16 protein-coding genes are annotated in these 18,663 nt (G+C 73.2%); 8 read left to right on the forward strand and 8 right to left on the reverse strand.

The window, feature by feature from the left end; translation table 11 throughout:
- Positions 1 to 8: 8 nt before the first annotated feature.
- The 3 genes from CRP29_RS15955 to CRP29_RS15965 form a co-directional block, all read right to left on the reverse strand.
- A complete protein-coding gene (locus CRP29_RS15955; protein WP_097196079.1) occupies positions 9 to 1,025 on the reverse strand; it encodes a phosphotransferase in 1,017 nt (338 codons plus the stop codon).
- 26 nt (positions 1,026 to 1,051) lie between these two features.
- Positions 1,052 to 3,232 carry an acyltransferase family protein gene (locus CRP29_RS15960; RefSeq protein ID WP_097196080.1) on the reverse strand — a complete coding sequence of 727 codons (2,181 nt, stop codon included), beginning with the start codon at positions 3,230 to 3,232 and terminating at the stop codon, positions 1,052 to 1,054.
- Positions 3,233 to 3,487: 255 nt separating this feature from the next.
- Positions 3,488 to 4,345, reverse strand: coding sequence for a glucose 1-dehydrogenase (locus CRP29_RS15965; protein ID WP_097196081.1), 858 nt, complete (start codon positions 4,343 to 4,345; stop codon positions 3,488 to 3,490).
- Between the two features lie 426 nt (positions 4,346 to 4,771).
- On the opposite strand from CRP29_RS15965, the gene CRP29_RS15970 reads away from it, so the two are divergent.
- Positions 4,772 to 7,330 (forward strand): DEAD/DEAH box helicase, encoded by a 2,559-nt coding sequence (locus tag CRP29_RS15970; RefSeq protein WP_097196082.1) that lies wholly within the window; start codon positions 4,772 to 4,774, stop codon positions 7,328 to 7,330.
- A 5-nt stretch (positions 7,331 to 7,335) separates the two neighbouring features.
- Positions 7,336 to 8,019, forward strand: coding sequence for a hypothetical protein (locus CRP29_RS15975; protein ID WP_097196083.1), 684 nt, complete (start codon positions 7,336 to 7,338; stop codon positions 8,017 to 8,019).
- A 406-nt stretch (positions 8,020 to 8,425) separates the two neighbouring features.
- Here CRP29_RS15975 and CRP29_RS15980 read toward each other — a convergent pair whose 3' ends face one another.
- The gene (locus tag CRP29_RS15980) at positions 8,426 to 8,845 is read right to left on the reverse strand and encodes a hypothetical protein (RefSeq protein ID WP_097196084.1); all 420 of its coding nucleotides are present in this window, start codon (positions 8,843 to 8,845) and stop codon (positions 8,426 to 8,428) included.
- Between the two features lie 194 nt (positions 8,846 to 9,039).
- Here CRP29_RS15980 and CRP29_RS15985 point away from each other — a divergent pair, with 194 nt between their 5' ends.
- The 5 genes from CRP29_RS15985 to CRP29_RS16005 all read left to right on the forward strand — a co-directional run bounded on the left by CRP29_RS15985 (position 9,040) and on the right by CRP29_RS16005 (position 14,005).
- On the forward strand, positions 9,040 to 9,900 hold the full coding sequence (locus tag CRP29_RS15985) for a DUF4349 domain-containing protein (RefSeq protein ID WP_097196085.1): 861 nt from the start codon (positions 9,040 to 9,042) through the stop codon (positions 9,898 to 9,900).
- A complete protein-coding gene (locus CRP29_RS15990) occupies positions 9,897 to 10,772 on the forward strand; it encodes a hypothetical protein (protein ID WP_097196086.1) in 876 nt (291 codons plus the stop codon). Before CRP29_RS15985 ends, CRP29_RS15990 begins: the two co-directional genes overlap by 4 nt.
- A gap of 167 nt (positions 10,773 to 10,939) precedes the next feature.
- A complete protein-coding gene (locus CRP29_RS15995) occupies positions 10,940 to 12,370 on the forward strand; it encodes a glycosyltransferase (RefSeq protein ID WP_097196087.1) in 1,431 nt (476 codons plus the stop codon).
- 97 nt (positions 12,371 to 12,467) lie between these two features.
- On the forward strand, positions 12,468 to 13,247 hold the full coding sequence (locus tag CRP29_RS16000; protein WP_097196088.1) for a sulfite exporter TauE/SafE family protein: 780 nt from the start codon (positions 12,468 to 12,470) through the stop codon (positions 13,245 to 13,247).
- The gene (locus CRP29_RS16005; RefSeq protein WP_097196089.1) at positions 13,244 to 14,005 is read left to right on the forward strand and encodes a sulfite exporter TauE/SafE family protein; all 762 of its coding nucleotides are present in this window, start codon (positions 13,244 to 13,246) and stop codon (positions 14,003 to 14,005) included. The genes CRP29_RS16000 and CRP29_RS16005 overlap by 4 nt, the downstream gene beginning before the upstream one ends.
- 67 nt (positions 14,006 to 14,072) lie before the next feature.
- Here CRP29_RS16005 and CRP29_RS16010 read toward each other — a convergent pair whose 3' ends face one another.
- Complete coding sequence (locus CRP29_RS16010) at positions 14,073 to 14,708, reverse strand: hypothetical protein (RefSeq protein WP_097196090.1); 636 nt, start codon at positions 14,706 to 14,708, stop codon at positions 14,073 to 14,075.
- Positions 14,709 to 14,825: 117 nt separating this feature from the next.
- On the opposite strand from CRP29_RS16010, the gene CRP29_RS16015 reads away from it, so the two are divergent.
- A complete protein-coding gene (locus CRP29_RS16015; RefSeq protein WP_097196091.1) occupies positions 14,826 to 15,305 on the forward strand; it encodes a GNAT family N-acetyltransferase in 480 nt (159 codons plus the stop codon).
- A gap of 7 nt (positions 15,306 to 15,312) precedes the next feature.
- Here CRP29_RS16015 and CRP29_RS16020 read toward each other — a convergent pair whose 3' ends face one another.
- Genes CRP29_RS16020 through CRP29_RS16030 form a run of 3 tightly spaced genes read right to left on the reverse strand, consistent with a single transcriptional unit; the run spans position 15,313 to position 18,655 of the window.
- Positions 15,313 to 16,983 (reverse strand): alpha-amylase family protein, encoded by a 1,671-nt coding sequence (locus CRP29_RS16020; RefSeq protein ID WP_097196092.1) that lies wholly within the window; start codon positions 16,981 to 16,983, stop codon positions 15,313 to 15,315.
- On the reverse strand, positions 16,980 to 17,972 hold the full coding sequence (locus CRP29_RS16025) for a TIGR03885 family FMN-dependent LLM class oxidoreductase (RefSeq protein ID WP_097196093.1): 993 nt from the start codon (positions 17,970 to 17,972) through the stop codon (positions 16,980 to 16,982). Before CRP29_RS16025 ends, CRP29_RS16020 begins: the two co-directional genes overlap by 4 nt.
- Before the next feature lie 32 nt (positions 17,973 to 18,004).
- Positions 18,005 to 18,655, reverse strand: coding sequence for a hypothetical protein (locus CRP29_RS16030; protein WP_097196094.1), 651 nt, complete (start codon positions 18,653 to 18,655; stop codon positions 18,005 to 18,007).
- Positions 18,656 to 18,663: the final 8 nt, after the last annotated feature.

The following is an 18,663-nucleotide window of genomic DNA, read 5'->3' on the forward strand; positions in this document are numbered from 1 at the left end:
GCCGAGGGTCACGACGGCGCCGCGGCCAGCGGCCCGGGTGCGAGGTGCTCGGCGGTCCACTCGGGCACGCTGGCGGCCCAGTCCCCCCGCTCGTCCGGGTGCACGCCGCGCAGGATCCGCCGCCAGGTGAGCGCCCGGGCCAGCGGTGCCACGCGCAGCGCGAGGTCGCACTGCTCGCGCAGCTCCCGCCGGCTGCCGGCATCCGACCAGGGTTCGAGGTAGGCGTCGCGGAGCCGCCGCAGGACGGGTGACCCCGCGGGCAGCCCGAGCACGCGGGTGGCCGAGGCGAGCGCCACCAGCAGGCTCAGGAAGGGGTGGGCGACCGAGGCGTCGCCCCAGTCGAAGAACCGGTACCGGTCCCCGGACACGAACACGTTGCCGTCGTGCAGGTCGTCGTGCTGCACGGTGGCCGGCACGCCTGCGGCCAGTTCGCGGCAGGCGGCGGCGTAGGCGGGGAGGTCGGCCCGCACCCGCGCGCGGACGGCCGGGTCCAGGCCTCCGGGCCGACCGGTGAGTTGCGCGTCGTCGTCGTCGAGGAGGTCGGCCACCAGCCCCGGGAGCGCGGCCGGCCGGAGGTCGGGCACACCCAGCTCGAGCAGCTTCCCCGCGTGCTGGACCAGCTCGCGCTGGAGTGCGGCGTAGGCCTGGAGCAGCGCGGCCCAGGTGGCGGCGTCGCTGCCGTGGGTGCGCAGCCGCTCGCCGCCGTCGGGCAGGAGCAGCAGCCGGCGCGGGGGGTCGGTGGCCAGCGGCACCAGCACCGCGTCGGGCACCCAGCGGCCGAACGCTCCGGAGAGCCGGACCTCGGAGGCGGAGCCCGCGCCGGGCGCCTTGAGCCACGCCGCTCCCCCGCCGCGCAGGGGCAGCCGGAACGCCGTCGACCAGATGCGGATGTGCGGCTGCTCCGGTTCCCCGTCGACGGCGAGCCCGGCACGGCCCAGCTGCTCGCCGGCCCAGGCCAGGGCGTCCGCCCGCCACGCGGGATCACGCCAGGTGGCCAGGCCCGTCGTCGCCGCGTCCTCGAGCACCGCCCGACCCTAGAACTGCCCCGGGATCAGCCGAGGACGTTGCCCAGCCGTGCCCCGAAGGCACCGGCGAGCGTGCGCGAGTAGGTGGCGGTCAGGTGGTTGCCGTCCCGGTAGACGATCGTCCCGCCGATGACCGCGGGGCACCGGTCGGTGGGACACACCCACGGCGTCAGGTCCATGACCTCGACACCGCTCATCCCTTCGGCCGCCGTGACCTCCGGCGCGTCCTCCCACAGGATGGGTGCCCGCTCGACCGCGCACTCGGTCAGCCGGTCGGAGTGCTGCTCCACGCAGTCGGGCACCAGGATGTCCGGCCGCGGGAGGTCGCGGATGCTCAGGACGTGGATGCCGGCCTGCACCAGCGGCTCCCACGCATCCCGGAAACCCTGCTCCATGAGCGGCTTGCTCTCCTCGAGCCCGAGGCTCTGCCCGTCGCGACGCACGAGGTACCGCGAGGTCCCCGTCAGGACGACGTCCGGTGGATCGGCCAGGAGCGTCCGCGTCAGCTCCGCGTTGCGCTCGTCGCATCCGGTGTAGTCGGCAGCCTCCAGATCCACCGTCACGGCCGCGAACGGGCAGGCACCCCGGGTGTAGACGTCCAGGCGCCAGGCGTTGGCCTCCGCGAGACCCTCGACGGCGGCGATGAACTGCTCGGCGTGCGAGTCCCCGACGAGCGCGATGGTGGTGTCGCTGCTCCGGTCGCCGAGCGAGCAGCGGACGGTCTGGTTGGCCGCCTGGTCGACGGTGCACTCCGGGCGCGCGACGGGCGCCCAGTCGACGGCGGCCTGCACCGGCGTGGGCACGATCGAGGGGAAGGAGTCCCTCGGCTCACCCGCGGACGGATCCCAGGCCAGCGCGCCGGCGCCGAGCGTCGGCGACGGGCCGCCCGCCGCGTCGCCGGGAACCGCGGCCGCTCCGCTCTGGCCCTGCCGCAGCACGGCGTGCTGGAGCAGGAGGCCGGCGACGATCGCGATCAGCATGCAGAGCGCGCCGAGCTGCAACGTGCGGCCGTCGTCGCCGCGCAGCGTCCGGGCGCCGAGCACCGGCTGCTCCACGAGCCGGAGGCTCAGCCAGGCCGGGAGAACCGAGAGGACGGCCAGGGCGAGCGCCTGCCAGGTCTGCAACGGCTCACCGGTGACCCCCGCGGCGATGACCAGGACCGGCCAGTGCCACAGGTACAGCGAGTACGACAGGCCGCCGACCCAGCCCAGCGGGCGGGTGCACAGCAGTGGGTTCTGGGTCCGGGGGGCGCCGGACAGGCCCGAGGCGAGCACGGCCACCGCGCCCAGCGTGGGCAGCAGGGCGGCCGCGCCCGGGAACACCGTGGCCCCGTCGAACGTGGTGGCGGCCAGCAGGATCAGGCCGAGTCCGGCCCAGCCGACGACGCGGGCGAGCACCCCGCCGAGGACGGCCGTCGCCGGCAGGACGGCGAGCCCCGCGCCCAGCGCGAGCTCCCAGGCGCGGGTCGTCGTCACGAAGTACGCCGGGCCCGGGTCGGCCGCGGTCAGGTGCACCGACCACGCCAGCGAGGGGACGGCGATGAGCGCCAGCGGCAGCCACAGGTGCCGGCGGGTCATCCCGAGGTGCGCCGAACCGGAGCGCCGCCGCAGCAGGCGGACGGAGACGACGACCGCGAGGATCGTCAGCGGCCACATCAGGTAGAACTGCTCCTCCACCGCCAGCGACCAGAAGTGCTGCAGGGGGGAGGCCGCCTGGTCCCGGGCCGAGTACTGGACGGCGCGGTCGGCCAGGTCCCAGTTGACCAGGTAGCCGGCGCTGCTCAGGAGGTCGCGCCCGATCTGGACCCACTGCGTCCGCGGGAGCAGCACGACGGCCGCGGCGCCCACCGCGAGCAGCGTCACCGTGGCCGCCGGGAGGATCCGTCGGGCACGGCGGGCGTAGAAGCTCCTCAGGGAGACGGTGCCGCGCGCCTCGAGCTCGCGGACCAGACCCTGGGTGATGAGGAAGCCCGAGATCACGAAGAAGACGTCGACGCCCACGAAGCCACCGGTGAGACCGGGCAGCCCCGCGTGGTAGAGGACGACCAGGCCCACGGCCACCGCCCGCAGACCCTGGATGTCGGCGCGGAAGGCCGGCGCGGGGGTTCCCGCCGTCGGCGCGGTCCCGGGCCCGTCGTGGCGCACTGCCGGCATCCGGACGGTGGCGTCGGCCTCGTCCGCCTGGGGTGCCAGGACGCTTCCTCGCATGGACTTCCTCGGGTGTCGCGGGGCGCCCCTCGGAGCCTGGAGTGGCAGTGGGACAGCCGGGTCTTCGCGTCGTCGGCCGCAGTGGTCGGACGCGCTGTCACCACACGACTACGCGACGGCAGGACAGCCGAACGGACGGTAATCGACGCGGCCCGGTATCGGTGTCTGTGCGCACCACCCGCGACACAGCTGTCCCGGCCCTCCCACGTGCCCCCTGCGCTCGGGGCGGCCGGGTGACCCGGTCGCCCCGCACGCCTACAGGATCGGCTTGCCGCCGGTGACCGCGATCCGCGCCCCGGAGACGTAGGACGCCTCGTCGCCGGCCAGCAGCACGTACACCGGGGCGAGCTCGGCGGGCTGCCCGGCGCGGCCCAGGGGGACCTGCTCGCCGAAGCTCTCCACCTTCTCCGGCGGCATGGTGGCCGGGATGAGCGGCGTCCAGATCGGGCCGGGGGCGACGCTGTTGGCCCGGATGCCCTTGTCCGCGTACATCTGCGCCAGGCTCGCGGTGAAGTTGGCGATGCCGGCCTTGGTCATGGCGTAGGCCGCGAGGTCGGGGCTGGGCATGTCGGAGTTCACCGACGAGGAGTTGATGATCGAGCCGCCCGACGGCATGTGCGGGATGGCGGCCTTGCAGAGGAGGAACATCGCCGACAGGTTGACCGCGACGGTGTGGTCCCACTCGTCGTCGGAGATCTCCTCCAGCGTCGGGTGCGTCATCTGGAACGCGGCGTTGTTGACCAGGATGTCGACCCGGCCGAACTCCTCGACCGCCGTCGGGATGATCGTCCTGACGTGCGCGCGGTCGGCGAGGTCGCCGGGCACCAGCACGCACCTCTGCCCGGCCTGCTCGACGTGGCGCGCGGTGTCCTGCGCGTCCTCGTGCTCGCTCAGGTAGGAGATCAGGACGTCGGCGCCCTCACGGGCGAAGGCGATGGCGACGGCGCGGCCGATGCCGCTGTCACCCCCGGTGATGACCGCCTTCTTGCCGGCGAGCCGGCCGGAGCCCTGGTAGCTCTCCTCGCCGTGGTCGGGCTTCGGGTCCATCTCCCCGAGCGTGCCGGGCGGGGTCTGCTGCTGGGCGGGCTGGGACTCGGGGCGGGGCGACGACATGGCTCTCCTCCGGGGCGCTGAGCGGGGCGGCCCGGGTGCGTGCTCACCGGGACCGGCCTCCGCGCGCTACCCGCCGAGGCGTGCGGGGAACCTGCCGATCGGGCTCAGGCGGCGCGGGACAGCGGAACGGCGGACGCGCTCACAGCCGGCGACGGCAGCTGCCAGCGCATCTCGAACCGACGACGACCGGTGCCGTCGACGACCTGCACCCACCGGCATTCCGGGCAGTCCTGCGTACGCATCGTGTGTCCACTTCCTGTTCACCTGCTGTTCACCTTCCACCTTTCTACCGGATTTCTCTCGTTCCGCAACATTCCGTCACCCCTGCCGTCACCCCTGTCCCGTCGCCCGGCCCGCACGGCACGGGGTCGCGGGAACGTCCGGGCCGTCGGGCACGCTTGTCCCCCTGATGACCGAGATCGCCGCATGACCGGGACCGTTGCCCCTCCCCTGCTCGACGACGTCGACGACCTGGCCGCGCTGCGCGCGAAGGGCGCCGACCCCGACGAGCTGTTCGCCGACTTCGCCGCCTGGGCCGAGTCGAACGGCACGACGCTCTACCCGGCGCAGGAGGAGGCGCTGATCGAGCTGGTCAGCGGCGCGAACGTCGTCCTCGCGACACCGACGGGCTCGGGCAAGTCGCTGGTGGCCACCGGAGCGCAGTACGCGGCCCTGGCCGCGGGACGACGCAGCTACTACACCGCCCCGATCAAGGCGCTGGTCAGCGAGAAGTTCTTCGCCCTCTGCGGCGTCTTCGGCGCGGCCAACGTCGGCATGCTCACCGGTGACGCGTCGGTCAACGCCGGCGCGCCGATCATCGCCTGCACCGCGGAGATCCTGGCCAACGTCGCGCTGCGCGAGGGCGGCGGCACCGATGGCGTGGGCAACGCGCTCGTGGTCATGGACGAGTTCCACTTCTACGGCGACCCGGACCGCGGCTGGGCCTGGCAGGTGCCGCTGCTGGAGCTCACCAAGGCCCAGTTCCTCCTGATGAGCGCCACCCTCGGCGACGTCACGACGCTGCGCGAGGACCTCACCCGCCGCACCGGACGGCCGACCGCGCTGGTCGCCAACGCCGAGCGCCCGGTGCCGCTGCACCACTACTACGCGACGACTCCGATGCACGAGACGATCCAGGAACTGCTGGACACCAAGCAGGCGCCGGTCTACGTCGTCCACTTCACCCAGGCCTCCGCTCTCGAGCGGGCGCAGGCCCTGATGAGCGTCAACGTGTGCAGCAAGGAGGAGAAGGCCGCGATCGCCGACATGATCGGCGGCTTCCGGTTCACCTCCGCCTTCGGGACGACGCTGTCCCGGCTGGTCCGGCACGGCATCGGCGTCCACCACGCCGGGATGCTGCCGAAGTACCGGCGCCTGGTGGAGCAGCTGGCCCAGGCCGGGCTGCTCAAGGTCATCTGCGGCACCGACACGCTCGGCGTCGGCATCAACGTGCCCATCCGCACGGTCGTGTTCTCCGCGCTGTCCAAGTACGACGGCGTCCGCACGCGCCTGCTGCAGGTGCGCGAGTTCCACCAGATCGCCGGCCGCGCCGGGCGGGCCGGCTACGACACCGCGGGCACCGTCGTCGTCCAGGCGCCGGAGCACGAGGTGGAGAACCTCAAGCAGTTCGCCAAGGTCGCCGACGACCCGAAGAAGCGCCGCAAGCTGGTGCGCAAGAAGGTGCCCGACGGCATGGTGCCGTGGAGCGAGGCGACGATGAATCGGCTGGTCGAGGGCGAGCCGGAAAAGCTGACCAGCAACATGCGGGTGTCGACGGCGATGGTCCTCGACGTCGTCGACCGGCCCGGTGACCCGTTCGTCGCGATGCGCCGGCTGCTCACCGACAACCACGAGCCGCGCAAGAAGCAGCTCAAGCTGATCCGCGAGGCGATCGGGATCGCGCGGTCGCTGCTGCAGGCCGGCGTCCTGGAGCGGCTGCCCGAGCCGGAGCCCGACGGCCGCCGCTACGACCTGACGCTGGACCTGCCGCCGGACTTCGCGCTCAACCAGCCGCTGTCGACGTTCGCGCTGGCCGCGATCGACCTGCTGGACCCGGAGAGCGACACCTACGTGGTGGACGTCGTCAGCGTGATCGAGGCGACGCTGGACGACCCGCGGCAGATCCTCGCCGCGCAGCTGAACAAGGCCAAGGGCGAGGCCGTCGCGCAGATGAAGGCCGAGGGCATCGAGTACGACGAGCGCATGGAGCTGCTCGAGGAGGTGACCTACCCCAAGCCGCTCGAGGAGCTGCTCGACGCGGCCTTCGAGGTGTACGTGCGCACCAACCCGTGGGCGGCCGACGCGCACCTGTCGCCGAAGGCCGTCGTCCGCGAGATGTGGGAGCGGGCGTTCACCTTCCGCGAGTTCGTCAACACCTACGGGCTGACCCGCTCCGAGGGTGCCGTGCTGCGCTACCTGTCCGATGCGTTCAAGGCGCTGCGGTCGGGGGTGCCGGCCGACGCCCGGACCGAGCAGGTCACCGACCTCGTCGAGTGGCTGGGCGAGCTGGTGCGCCAGGTCGACTCCTCGCTGCTGGACGAGTGGGAGTCGCTGACCAATCCGGACGACGGGCCGATCGCCGAGGTCGCCGTGCCGGCCCGGCCTCGTCCCCTCACCGGCAACGAGCGGGCGTTCACCGCGATGGTGCGCAACGCGCTGTTCCGCCGGGTCGAGCTCATCGCCCGCCGCCGCTGGTACGACCTGGGCGAGCTGGACAAGGGCTCGGGCTGGGACGCCGACCGCTGGGAGCCGGTCGTGCGCGGGTACTTCGCCGAGCACGCCGAGCTGAACACCGGTGGCGACGCCCGCGGGCCCGCGATGCTCATCTGGGACAAGTCCGAGCCCGGCGTCTGGAAGGTCCGGCAGATCCTCGACGACCCGGACGGCAACCACGACTGGGGCTTCGACGTCGAGGTCGACCTGGAGGCCTCCGACGAGGAGGGCTCGGCGGTTCTCCGCCTCGTGGACGCCGGCCGCAAGGACTGACCCCGGTGGACGGCGCGGGCGCGCAGCCCTCCGATCCGCCCCGCTCGCCCGCCGTGCGGGTGAGCGCGGACGGCCTTCGCCGGGTCTACACCCGACGGAGCCGGACGGTGCTGGCCGCCCTGGTCCTGTTCATGGCGTCGGTCATCGCCGCGGGGCTGGGCAGCGAGATCGCAGCCACCGACCCATCAGGCGCGCGAGCCCTCGGTGTTGGCCTCTTCGCCCTGGGGCTGCTGGTCGCCTACCGGCTGGTGCGCACGGCACTGATCGTGACGCCGGGCCGCGTGACGGTGCGAGGACTCCGGGGGAACCGATCCGTGCCGGCGGGCGACGTGGCCGGCTTCGAGCCGCCGCCCCCGTACGGGGCGTTCAGGCAGTCGGGTCTACGAGTCATTCTCACCAGCGGCCGGACGCTCACTGCCGTCGTGTACCAGGTGGGACAGCTCGACGGGCCGTCCGTGGGGGTCGCCGAGTGCGCCGAGTTGAACCGCTGGCTCGACCTGCAGACGAGCGGTCCGGTCGACGACGCGCTCCCGATCGAGCACGGGTTGACCGGGATGGCGAGAGTGGCGTGGTGGGCCTGGCTCGGCTGCCTGGCGATGGTGCTCCTCGTCGGCGTCGCCCTGGTCGTCGAACTCCTCACCACCGCGGACGACGTCGCCCGGGCCTTCTCGCGCTCGGGCGGACCGTAGGCACGACGCCCGGGAGACTCAGGGCGTCGCGGAACGCTCCCGCGGAAGCGCGGTCAAGGTATTCGGCTTGACCACGTTCTCGCGGGAACGTCCTCACCGCTTGACGAGGTGTGTCAGAGCGGCCCGCTCAGGGGCAACGGCGTGTCCGCTTGGCTAGCCGGTCCTCTCCAACGGCCGAGAGGCCGCACCGTCGCTGACACGCAAGCGCGGTCGCACCGAATGCCGGACTCGAACCGGCTCGCTCGCTATGCGAGTTACTCGCGCCACCGAGGTGGTGCGAGCGCCTGCGTTCCCATAGGCCCTTGACGATGCGACCGCCGGGCAAGGGTAGTGGCGGACGGTCGATCGCAGGGCTGGCTGCTGTCTCTGAGCGGCCCACTTTGGGACACCAAACGGTCAGGCAATCTCAGACGATCGGCCCTACCGGCTCCTGAAGTTCCTGTTCCCCTCGGTCCGTCGATACGAGCCGGGTGCAGAGCCAAGTCTCGTCGCTCTCGCTCCAGTCAGCCCAAGCCTCAAGCAGCATCCGCGCCCTGGCGCAGGGGATGATCCCCGTGGGTCCGTTACGAGTACTGGGGTGACCGGGGCGATCGGGGCGATAGCTTGGATGCCCCTCGCGGTCGTCATACAACTCGATGAGTCCCCGGTCGAACCAGTCGAGAAGGCGTGCCGAGCAGGCGGACGGCTCCCACGGGCCGTGGACGTCGAGTAGACCTGGGCCTAGGTAGTCCGTGACACCTTTGGCGAGGTAGGCCAGGCACTCCTCCTCATGCACGGCCCAGTACATCTCCCGCTCGAAGTCGAGCGATCCGTACGTCTGGCTCATGGCGCGAGCATCACACGCAGAACAGCAGTCAGCGTTGGCGACACAGGGTGGAGGCCCGAGGACGCAACTGGGTCGCTGTCCCTAAGGCCGCCCTCAGGGACACAGCGCGCAGACCTGGCACGCAGTCCCGCTGCTGCGTCACGATCGGGCATCGATGCTGGTCGGCGGCGTACCGGTAGCCCTACGGTCCCGCCATGAGGCGCCTTCTCGGCAGCGCAGCCGTGACCCTGGCCCTGGTTCTGGTCGCCGGCTGCGGCGGCACGTCCAGCGACGAGTCGAGCAGCACCGCGGACGGCGGAGGTGCGGGGGCCGTCGCTGACGAAGGCGGCGGCCAGGGCGATGCCGTCGACGAGCGGCAGGTGATCACCACCGCGAGCGCGTCGCTCGTCGTCGACGATCCGGCCGACGCCGCCCAGGAGGTGAGCGAGCAGGTCGAGTCCGCCGGCGGACGGGTCGACGAGCGCACCGAGTACGCGGCGACCGGGGACGACGAGGGCTCCTCCGCCGACCTCGTGGTGCGGGTGCCCTCGGACGCGCTGACCGACGTCCTCGCCGACCTCGAGGACCTCGGCGAGGTGGCCAGCGTGTCAGTGTCCCGCTCGGACGTGACCGGGCAGACGGTCGACCTCGACGCGCGGATCTCGGCGCTGCAGACGTCGGTGGCCCGGCTGCAGGCCCTGATGGACGAGGCGGGCAGCGTCGAGGCCCTGCTGGCGGCCGAAGGCGCGTTGTCCGGGCGGCAGGAACAGCTGGAGTCGTTGCAGTCCCAGCGCGGGTTCCTCGCCGACCAGGTGGAGCTGTCCACGCTGCGCCTGCACCTGCAGCAGCCCGGCGTCGCCCCGCCGGGCGGCCCGGACGGCTTCGTCGACGCGCTCGGCACCGGGTGGAAGTCCCTGGTCTCCGCCGGCGGCGCGGCCGTGGTCGTCCTCGGCGTCCTCCTGCCCTGGCTGGTCGTCGTCGCCGTGATCGCCGCGGCGGTGCTGGTGCCGCTGCGCCGCGCCCGCCACCGGAGCGCGCTCCCTGCGCCGACGGCGCCCCCTGCGGCGGAGGCATGACGCAGGCCAACCACGCGATGGGGGCAGTCTTGGCGGCGGCGTGCGTCCTGGCGCTCGGCGGGTGCAGCTCCGACGAGCCCGAGGAGGTCGTGCGCACGAGTGGTGCGCTCGCCGACGGGTTCGAGATCGAGCCGGGGTCCGGCCTGGTCGGCACGGTGTTCCCCTCCGGCGACGAGGGTCTGCACGTGTTCCTCCGTGTCGACGAGGACATGGAGCGTGTCTTCGAGGGCTATGCCCGGCAGGCCGGGGAACTCGGCTATCCGGTCACGGCGCCCGGGTGGTGGCCGGACGGTCAGTGGTGCAGCGACGACCCCGAGAGGTGGAACAGCTCCGTCGGCGAGGACACGCCGTTCGAGGTCGAGTGCTCCGCCTACGGCTCCGATATCGACGAGAGCGACGGCCCGCCCTACAGGTCCATGAGCCTTCGCGGCCTCGCCGAACCGGATGGCTCGGGCTACCTGGAGATCTCGGGCGGCGAATTCTCAGGGGCGCCGACCGCCCCCCGCTCACCCGTCGAGGACGGCCCGGTCGCACCGCTCACGGACGCCGAGGTGGTCGCCCCCGACCTGGCGGTCAACGAGGACGATCCGCTCCTGATCGTGGAGGGGAGCGAGCTGGTCTTCGACCCGTTCCCGTCGACGTGCGCCACCGGTGGCTGGGAGGCGATGATCCGGGTGACCGGCGACCTGCTTCCGGTCATGCGCGGGTACGCGGAGCAGATCGACGCCATGCGGGCGTTCAGCCGCGCGGAAGTGGTCGGGGACGAGGACCAGCCGAGCGTGTACTCCTCGGCGGCCGGGGGAGGCGATCTGTACGCCGTCGGCGTGGCCGGCGACCCCTCGTACATCCTGCTCGGACGCTGCAACGACTGACCCGTCACCGCGTTCACGCGCGAACGCGTGGCCGAAGATCACCGCACGCCGAGGGCTGGTCCTCGAGCGCTCTCACCCACCGTGGGTGTGAGGTGATCAAGGGACCGTCGTCGGCTCCGGGATGCGCGGTCCACACGAGAAGCCGCGCCGGACCTACCGTTCGGGGCATGCCCAGGCTGACATCGGTGCCGGTCGCCTCGATCCCCCTCCAGCGCTTCGAGCCGGTGCTGGACGCGCAGACGTACCGCTCGGTGCTCGACCACGCTCGCTGGGCGCGCGAGTTGTTCGCCGGCCGGGCGCTGTGGAACGTCAACTCCACCGCGCGCGGCGGCGGGGTCGCCGAGATGGTGCAGTCCCTGCTGGCCTACGCCCGTGGGCAGGGCGTCGACGCACGGTGGGAGGTCATCTCCGGCCGTCCGGAGTTCTTCACCGTCACCAAGCGGCTGCACAACTTCCTGCACGGGGCCGCCGGTGACGGCCTGGCGCTCGACGACGCCGCGCGCGAGGTGTACGAGGCGACGACGCGGGCCAACGCCGAGGAGTTCGCCGGGCGGGTCTCCCCCGACGACGTGGTGCTGCTCCACGACCCCCAGACGGCGGGCATGATCCCCGTCCTCAAGGCGCTCGGGGTCCCGGTGGTCTGGCGGTGCCACGTCGGCATCGACCGGCCCGGCCCGGTCGCGACACAGGCGTGGAACTTCCTGCGCGGCTACGTCCGCCAGGCGGACGCCTATGTGTTCTCCCGCCCGCAGTACGTCTGGGCGGACCTGGATCCCGCCCGGACGGTGCTCATCCCGCCGTCCATCGACGCGTTCTCGGCCAAGAACCAGACGCTGACCGACGACACCGTGGAGGCCGTCCTCGCCGTGGGCGGGCTCCAGCAGGACGGCAGGCACCTCGCGGAGGCCGGCTTCACGCGTATCGACGGGTCCCCCGGGCGCGTGGAGCGCCGGGCCGAGATCGACGAGGGCCGCCCGCTGACCAGGACCGACCCCGTGGTGCTGCAGGTGTCGCGCTGGGACCGGCTCAAGGACCCGCTGGGTGTGATCTCCGGCTTCGTCCAGCACGTCGTCCCGCACACCGACGCGCACCTGGTCTACGCCGGGCCGTCGGTCGAGGCGGTCGCCGACGACCCGGAAGGCCAGCAGGTTCTCGACGAGGCCCGCGACCTGTTCGCCCGGCTGCCGGCCGCGGCACAGGAGCGGGTCCACCTCGTGTCGCTGCCGATGGCGGATCTGGAGGAGAACGCCGCGATGGTGAACGCGCTGCAGCGGCGCGCCGACGTGATCGTGCAGAAGTCGATCGCCGAGGGCTTCGGGCTGACGGTGGCCGAGGCCATGTGGAAGTCCCGCCCGGTGGTGGCCAGCCGCATCGGCGGGATCCAGGACCAGATCGAGCATCCCCACTCCGGACTGCTCGTCGACGACCCGGCGGATCTGGCCGCGTACGGCAGCGCCGTCTCCGGCCTGGTGGGCGACGGCGCCCGGGCTGCCGGCATCGGCCGCGCGGGCCGCCTGCGGGTCACCGCCAACTACCTCGGGACGCGGTCGCTGGTGCAGTACACGGAGCTGTTCGGGCAACTGCTGAAGCCACGGTGAGCTGCGTGCCGCGGTACTAGGCGAACTGTGAGCTGATCGACTCCTCGGTGCGCGGCAGTGCCGGCCGCCTCCGTGCGAGGCTCGCCGCGATGCGGGCATGAGCGGGTGGGAGATGGTCGCGGTCCTCGCGGCGGGGCTGGCGGCCGGTGGGATCAACGCCGTCGTCGGCTCGGGGACGCTGGTCTCGTTCCCCGTCCTCCTGGCCGTCGGCATCCCACCGGTGCCGGCCACCATCAGCAACTCCCTCGGCCTGATCGCCGGCAACGCCTCGGGCGCCTTCGGCTACCGCCGCGAGCTGCGCGGCCAGGGCCGGCGGCTGCTCGGCCTGCTGCCCGCCTCGATCCTCGGCGGGCTCACGGGCGCGTTCCTGCTGCTGCACCTGCCCGCCTCGACCTTCGAGGCAGTCGTCCCGGTGCTCATCGGCCTGGCCGTCACCCTCGTCGCCGTCCAGCCGCTGGTGCAGCGCGCGCTGGCCCACCGCCGCTCCCCCGACGAGGTCGAGCAGCACGTCGGCCCGGGCCGGAAGGCCGCCCTCTTCGGCGGCGCCTACCTGACCGGCACCTACGGCGGGTACTTCGCGGCCAGCCAGGGCGTGCTGCAGATCGGCATCTTCGGGCTGCTGCTGCGCGAGTCGCTGCAGCGGCTCAACGCGCTCAAGAACGTCCTCACCCTCACCGTGAACACCGTGGCCGCCGGTGCCTACGTCGTCGTCGCCACCGACCGGGTCGACTGGACGGCGGCCGGGCTGCTCGCGGCCGGATCCCTCGTCGGCGGGTACGTGAGCTCCCGCTACGGCCGCCGGCTGCCCGAACCCGTGCTGCGGACGGCGATCGTCGTCCTCGGGCTGATCGCGATCGGGGTGCTGCTGAACCGATGAGCCCCCTCGAGCTCGGCTTCCTCGTGCTCGCCGGCATCGGCGCCGGCCTGACCGGCAGCATCGCCGGCCTCGCCTCGCTGGTGAGCTACCCGGCGCTGCTGGCCACGGGGATCCCGCCGGTCACCGCCAACGTCACCAACACCGTGGCGCTGGTGCTCAACGCGGTGGGCTCGGTGAGCGCCTCCCGGCCGGAGCTGCGCGGGCAGGGCCGGCGGCTGCGGCCGCTGCTGATCGCCGCCGTCCTCGGCGGTGCCACCGGCATGGCGCTGCTGCTGCTCACGCCGACGGAGGCGTTCGAGCGGATCGTCCCGTGGTTGATCGCCGGCGCCTCGGCGGCGATCCTCGTGCAGCGCCCGGCGCGCGAGCTGGCCGCCGAGGGCGCGGAACACCCGGCGCCCGATCCGCGCTGGCTGCCGCTGGGCACCTTCGCCGTCTGCATCTACGGCGGCTACTTCGGCGCGGCCGCCGGCGTGCTGCTGCTCGCGATGTACCTGCTCACCACCGGCGAGGGCCTCCCCCGCGGCAACGCGATGAAGAACGCCGTCCTCGGCGTGGCCAACGGCGTCGCGGCCATCGGGTTCATCGTGCTGACCGACGTCGCGTGGTCGGCGGCGCTGCCGCTCGCGCTGGGGTTCCTCGTCGGCGGCCGGATCGGGCCGAGCGTGGTGCGCCGCGCCCCGCAGAAGGCCCTGCGCACGGTCATCGCCGTCGCCGGGCTCGGGCTGGCCGTCCACCTGGGCATCCAGGCCTACGGATAGCCGCTCGAGTGCGCGCTGAGCGGGGTTCCGGGGTCAGGGGAACCCCGCTGAGCGCGCAGTCGGGAAGTCAGCCCCGGCCGACGTACGCAGCCAGCACCAGGACGACGACGCTGGCCAGCGTCAGCAGCCGCGCGGGGGTCAGGCCGTTCACCAGGCCGGCGGTCGCCTCCACCCACTGCGGGCGGACGACGGCGTCGCGGGCCTGCTGGCGCACGATGCGCACCTCGTCGGCGAGCAGCGTGCCGGCGGTGCCGAGCATGCCGAGGCCGAGCACCACGAACACGATCGAGAGCCGCTGGTCGTAGCTCTCCGCCACCCCGCCCAGGACGGCCGCGACGATCCCGCCCAGCACCAGGCCGAGCAGTCCGCCGGCGACGGGCGCCCACGGGCCCATGACGGTCAGCGGGCCGCGGCGCGGCATGCGCGGCGACGGCCGCACGCTGACGGGCGCGGTCGGCTGCGCTCCCGGCGGCAGTTCCCGGTCGGCGGGGGCCGGCTCGGGCGCGGCGACGGCCTCGGCGACGTCGGCCGGGGCCACCACCGGGACGCCGGCGTCGGGCGCGGCCGCCGGGGTGGCCGCGGGCGCGGCTGCCTTCGCGGCCTTGCGGGCGCTCTTCGGCGCGGCCGACGCCCCGGCGGGTCGCACCACCGGGATCTCCGCGGTGCCGGGGCCGGTGGTCGTGCTTCCGTTGCGTTCATCCATGTCTGATCACCTCCCGCGCCACGCTAGGCGCGGCCGTCCCACCGGTGCGGGAGGCCGCCCCGGTGGCCCGGTGACGCACAGTGATGCCGCGCCGGAAGGATCGGGCAGACTGCGGGAGTGATCCGCATCCGGCCCGCAGTTCCCGCCGACGGGCCACGGCTGGTCTTCCTCGACCGCGCCACCTGGTCCCCGGAGAACGCCGTCGCGCCGCTGCCCGCCGACGACGCCGACTTCTTCGAGCGCCGACCGCCCGGCGACGTCCTGGTCGCCGAGGACGCCGGCGGAGTCGTCGGCTACACCCAGTTCGGCCGGCCCACCCCGCTGGCGTCCAACGAGCACGTCCTGCACATCCAGGGCCTGGCGGTCGACCCGCCTGCGCAGCGCCGGGGCGTCGCCCGGCAGCTGCTCGACGCCGCCGCGGAGGAGGCCGCCCGCCGCGGCGTGCGCAAGCTCGGCCTCCGCGTGCTCGGCGGCAACACCGCGGCCCGCGCGCTCTACGAGTCGGCCGGCTTCGAGGTCGAGGGCGTGCTGCGCGAGGAGTTCCTCCTCGGCGGCCGCTACGTCGACGACGTCCTCATGGCCCGCCGGCTGACCTGACGCCGGATCAGACCAGCCGGCGGCTGTCCGCGCCGACCACCCGCAGCCACCGGTAGCCGTAGCCCTCCAGCAGCAGCTCCACCCGCCCGCGCTCGTCCAGCGGCGCGCTGCCCGGCTGCAGCAGGTCGACGAGGCGGTGCTCGGCGCCGCAGTCCTCCAGGGTCAGCGGCACCGTCCGCGGCTCCGGGCAGAGGTTGTGCAGCGCCACCAGGGCGCCGTCGTCCCAGGTGCACAGGTGGGCGAGCACCTCCGGGCACGGATGCTCCAGGACCGTGAAGCCGCCCCAGCCCAGCTCCGGCGACTCCCGGTACCGGCGGATCAGCAGCTTCATGAACGACAGCAGCGAGTCCGGGTCGTTGCGCTGGTCGGCGACGTTGACGAACTCCGGGGCGAAGCCGCCGCTCACCACCGGCCCGGGCAGCTTCCGGGGCTCGGCGGGCGAGAAGCCGCCGTTGCGGCCCGACGTCCACTGCATCGGCGTGCGGACGGCGAGCCGTCCCTCGGCGTCCAGGTCCTCCCCCATGCCGATCTCCTCGCCGTAGAAGAGCACCGGGGTGCCCGGCAGCGAGAACAGCAGGCTGTAGACCATCCGGACCCGCCGCGGGTCGCCGTCCAGCATCGGGGGCAGCCGGCGCCGCAGCCCCCGGCCGTAGACCTGCATCGTCTCCTCCGGGCCGAAGGCGGCGAACACCTCGGCGCGCTCGTCGTCGGAGAGCTTGTCGAGGGTCAGCTCGTCGTGGTTGCGGACGAAGGTCGCCCACTGGGAGTCGGGGTGCAGCGCCGGCCGCCCCTCGAGCGCGGTGGACAGCGGCCCCGCGTCCCCCCGGGCGAGGGACAGGTAGAGCGCCTGCATGCCGACGAAGTCGAACTGCATGGTCAGCTCGTCGCCGTCGGTGCCCCCGAAGAACTGGAGCTGCTCCTCGTAGGGCAGGTTGACCTCCCCCAGCAGCACGCCGCTGCCCGACCGCCGACCGACCAGCGAGCGCAGCGCGCGCAGGTAGTCGTGCGGCTCGGGGAACGCGCCGCCGTCGGCGCCCGCCGTCTCCAGGAAGAAGGGGACGGCGTCGACGCGGAAGCCGGAGAGACCGACCTGGAGCCAGAAGCCCATGATCTTGGCGACCTCGTCGCGGACCCGCGGATTCGTGACGTTGAGGTCGGGCTGCTCCTTGTAGAACTTGTGCAGGTACCACTCGCCGGTCTTCTCCGACAGCGTCCAGATGCTGTCCTCCTGGTCGGGGAAGACCACCTGGTCGGAGGTGTCCGGCGGCGGGTCGGAGCGCCACACGTAGAAGTCGCGGAACGGCGAGTCCTTCGACGACTCCGCCGACCGGAACCACGGGTGCTTGCGCGAGGTGTGGTTGACGACGAGGTCGGCGATCACCCGCATGCCGCGGTCGTTCGCCGTCCGGATCACCTCGACCAGATCCCCGTGCGTGCCGAGACGGGGGTCCACGCCGTAGAAGTCGGTGATGTCGTAGCCGTCGTCGCGCTCGGCGGTCGGGTAGAAGGGCATCAGCCACAGGCAGGTCACGCCGAGGTCGGCGAGGTGGTCGATCCGCTGCGCGAGGCCCGCGAAGTCGCCGATGCCGTCGGCGTTCCAGTCCATGAACGTCTCGACGTCCAGGCAGTAGACGACGGCGTTCTTCCACCACAGGTCGCTGGTGTCGGTGATCTTCATGCCCGCACCGCCACGACGGGGCCCGGCGCGGTCACGCCGAGCTCCGGGAGGACGTGCTCGCCGAACGCGTCGAGGAAGGGGCGCTGCTCCTTGCCGACGTGGTGCAGGTAGATCTCCTCGAAGCCGAGCTCGAGGTACTCCTGCAGCCAGGCGGTGTGCTGCCCCAGGTCCGCGGACACCCGGACGGAGTCGGTGACCCCCTCCGGCGTCACGTGCGCGCTGGCCTGCTCGAACGCCTCGGGGCTGTCCAGGTCCCAGCACAGCGGGGGCGGGAAGACGTTGCTGCGCCACTGGTCGTGGGCCAGGGCCAGCGCCCGGTCGGGATCGGGGTCCCAGGACACGTGCACCTGGATGATCAGCTTCCCCTGACCGCCGGCGTCCCGGTAGGCGGTGACCATCTCGCGCAGCTTCTCGTGCGGCTGGTTGATGGTGACCAGCCCGTCGGCCCACTCGGCGCCGTTGCGCGCGGTGGCGACGCTGACGGCCGGTGCGATCAGCGCCGGCTGCAGTTCGGGCAGCGTGTAGACCTTGGCCCGGTCGACGGTGACCAGCCCGTCGTGGCTGACCTCCTCGCCGGCGAGCAGCGCGCGGATGACGGCGACGCACTCGCGCAGCCGGGCGTCGCGCAGCTCCTTGCGCGGCCATACGTCGCCGGTCACGTGCTCGTTCATCGCCTCGCCGCTCCCGAGGGCCACCCAGAACCGGCCGGGGAACATCGCACCCAGCGTCGCGATCGCCTGCGCGACGATCACCGGGTGGTAGCGCTGCCCCGGGGCGTTCACCGCGCCGAACGGCAGCGACGTCGTCGCCATGGCCGCGCCGAGCCACGACCACGCGAATCCCGACTCGCCCTGCCGCGGGTTCCAGGGCGTCAGGTGGTCCGAGCACATCGCCGCGGTGAACCCCACCTCCTCGGCGTGCTGGACGGCCTTCAGCAGTTCCGCGGGGTGGACCTGCTCGTGGGAGTTGTGGAATCCGATGACCGGCATGGGGCATGCCTACCCAGGTCCACCCGTCGCGGCTACCTCAACCGCTCCACGACCCGCTCCGGCGACGTCGCGACGTCGAGGTGGTGGCCGCCGCCGTCGCCGGTGACCGGCCAGCCGCGGGCCCGCGCCTCGGCCGCGGCGGAGTCGTAGGCGGCGGACAGCTGCACGTAGCGGGCACCGTCCTCGGGCCAGCCCTCCGGCACCGGGACGGCGACGTCGTAGAAGTCGGCCGGCAACTCGTGGCCCTCGGCCCGGACCGCGGCGCGCACCCGCTCGTCGGGCACCAGCTCGTCCAGGGCGCCGGGACCCCACCACGTCGTCCAGTCGGGGATGCGGGCGCCGCGGACCATCCCGGCCACGAGGCCCCGGATCTCCTCGTCCGCCTCGGTGGCCCCGGAAGGGGCCGGCACCAGCGCGTCCACCCACACCACCCGCCGGGCGCCCACGGCGAGGGCCACGGCGGGCAGGGTCACCCCGGCGCCGGAGAAACCCAGGACGGCGTCGGCCGGCCCGGCGGCCGCGGCGGCGTCCCGCCAGCGCGCGGGCCAGCCCTGGGCGGGGTCGACCGCGGCCCGCAGGTCGGGCAGCGCCACGTAGTCCCCACAGCGGCGCAGTGCGCCGGCCAGCGGACCGAGCACGGCCGGGCCGAGCAGCGGCGGGTGGACCAGGAGCCAGCGGGTCACGGACCCAG

Origin of the sequence: Blastococcus aggregatus (assembly GCF_900221005.1) — a bacterium.
Lineage (GTDB): Bacteria > Actinomycetota > Actinomycetes > Mycobacteriales > Geodermatophilaceae > Blastococcus > Blastococcus aggregatus.

Bases quoted from the DNA above. Each gene is read 5' to 3' on its own strand.
- CRP29_RS15960 (WP_097196080.1), bottom strand. From the start codon at position 3,232: ATGCGAGGAAGCGTCCTGGCACCCCAGGCGGACGAGGCCGACGCCACC.
- CRP29_RS15965 (WP_097196081.1), bottom strand. From the start codon at position 4,345: ATGTCGTCGCCCCGCCCCGAGTCCCAGCCCGCCCAGCAGCAGACCCCG.
- CRP29_RS15970 (WP_097196082.1), top strand. From the start codon at position 4,772: ATGACCGGGACCGTTGCCCCTCCCCTGCTCGACGACGTCGACGACCTG.
- CRP29_RS15980 (WP_097196084.1), bottom strand. From the start codon at position 8,845: ATGAGCCAGACGTACGGATCGCTCGACTTCGAGCGGGAGATGTACTGG.
- CRP29_RS15985 (WP_097196085.1), top strand. From the start codon at position 9,040: ATGAGGCGCCTTCTCGGCAGCGCAGCCGTGACCCTGGCCCTGGTTCTG.
- CRP29_RS15990 (WP_097196086.1), top strand. From the start codon at position 9,897: ATGACGCAGGCCAACCACGCGATGGGGGCAGTCTTGGCGGCGGCGTGC.
- CRP29_RS15995 (WP_097196087.1), top strand. From the start codon at position 10,940: ATGCCCAGGCTGACATCGGTGCCGGTCGCCTCGATCCCCCTCCAGCGC.
- CRP29_RS16000 (WP_097196088.1), top strand. From the start codon at position 12,468: ATGAGCGGGTGGGAGATGGTCGCGGTCCTCGCGGCGGGGCTGGCGGCC.
- CRP29_RS16005 (WP_097196089.1), top strand. From the start codon at position 13,244: ATGAGCCCCCTCGAGCTCGGCTTCCTCGTGCTCGCCGGCATCGGCGCC.
- CRP29_RS16010 (WP_097196090.1), bottom strand. From the start codon at position 14,708: ATGGATGAACGCAACGGAAGCACGACCACCGGCCCCGGCACCGCGGAG.
- CRP29_RS16020 (WP_097196092.1), bottom strand. From the start codon at position 16,983: ATGAAGATCACCGACACCAGCGACCTGTGGTGGAAGAACGCCGTCGTC.
- CRP29_RS16025 (WP_097196093.1), bottom strand. From the start codon at position 17,972: ATGCCGGTCATCGGATTCCACAACTCCCACGAGCAGGTCCACCCCGCG.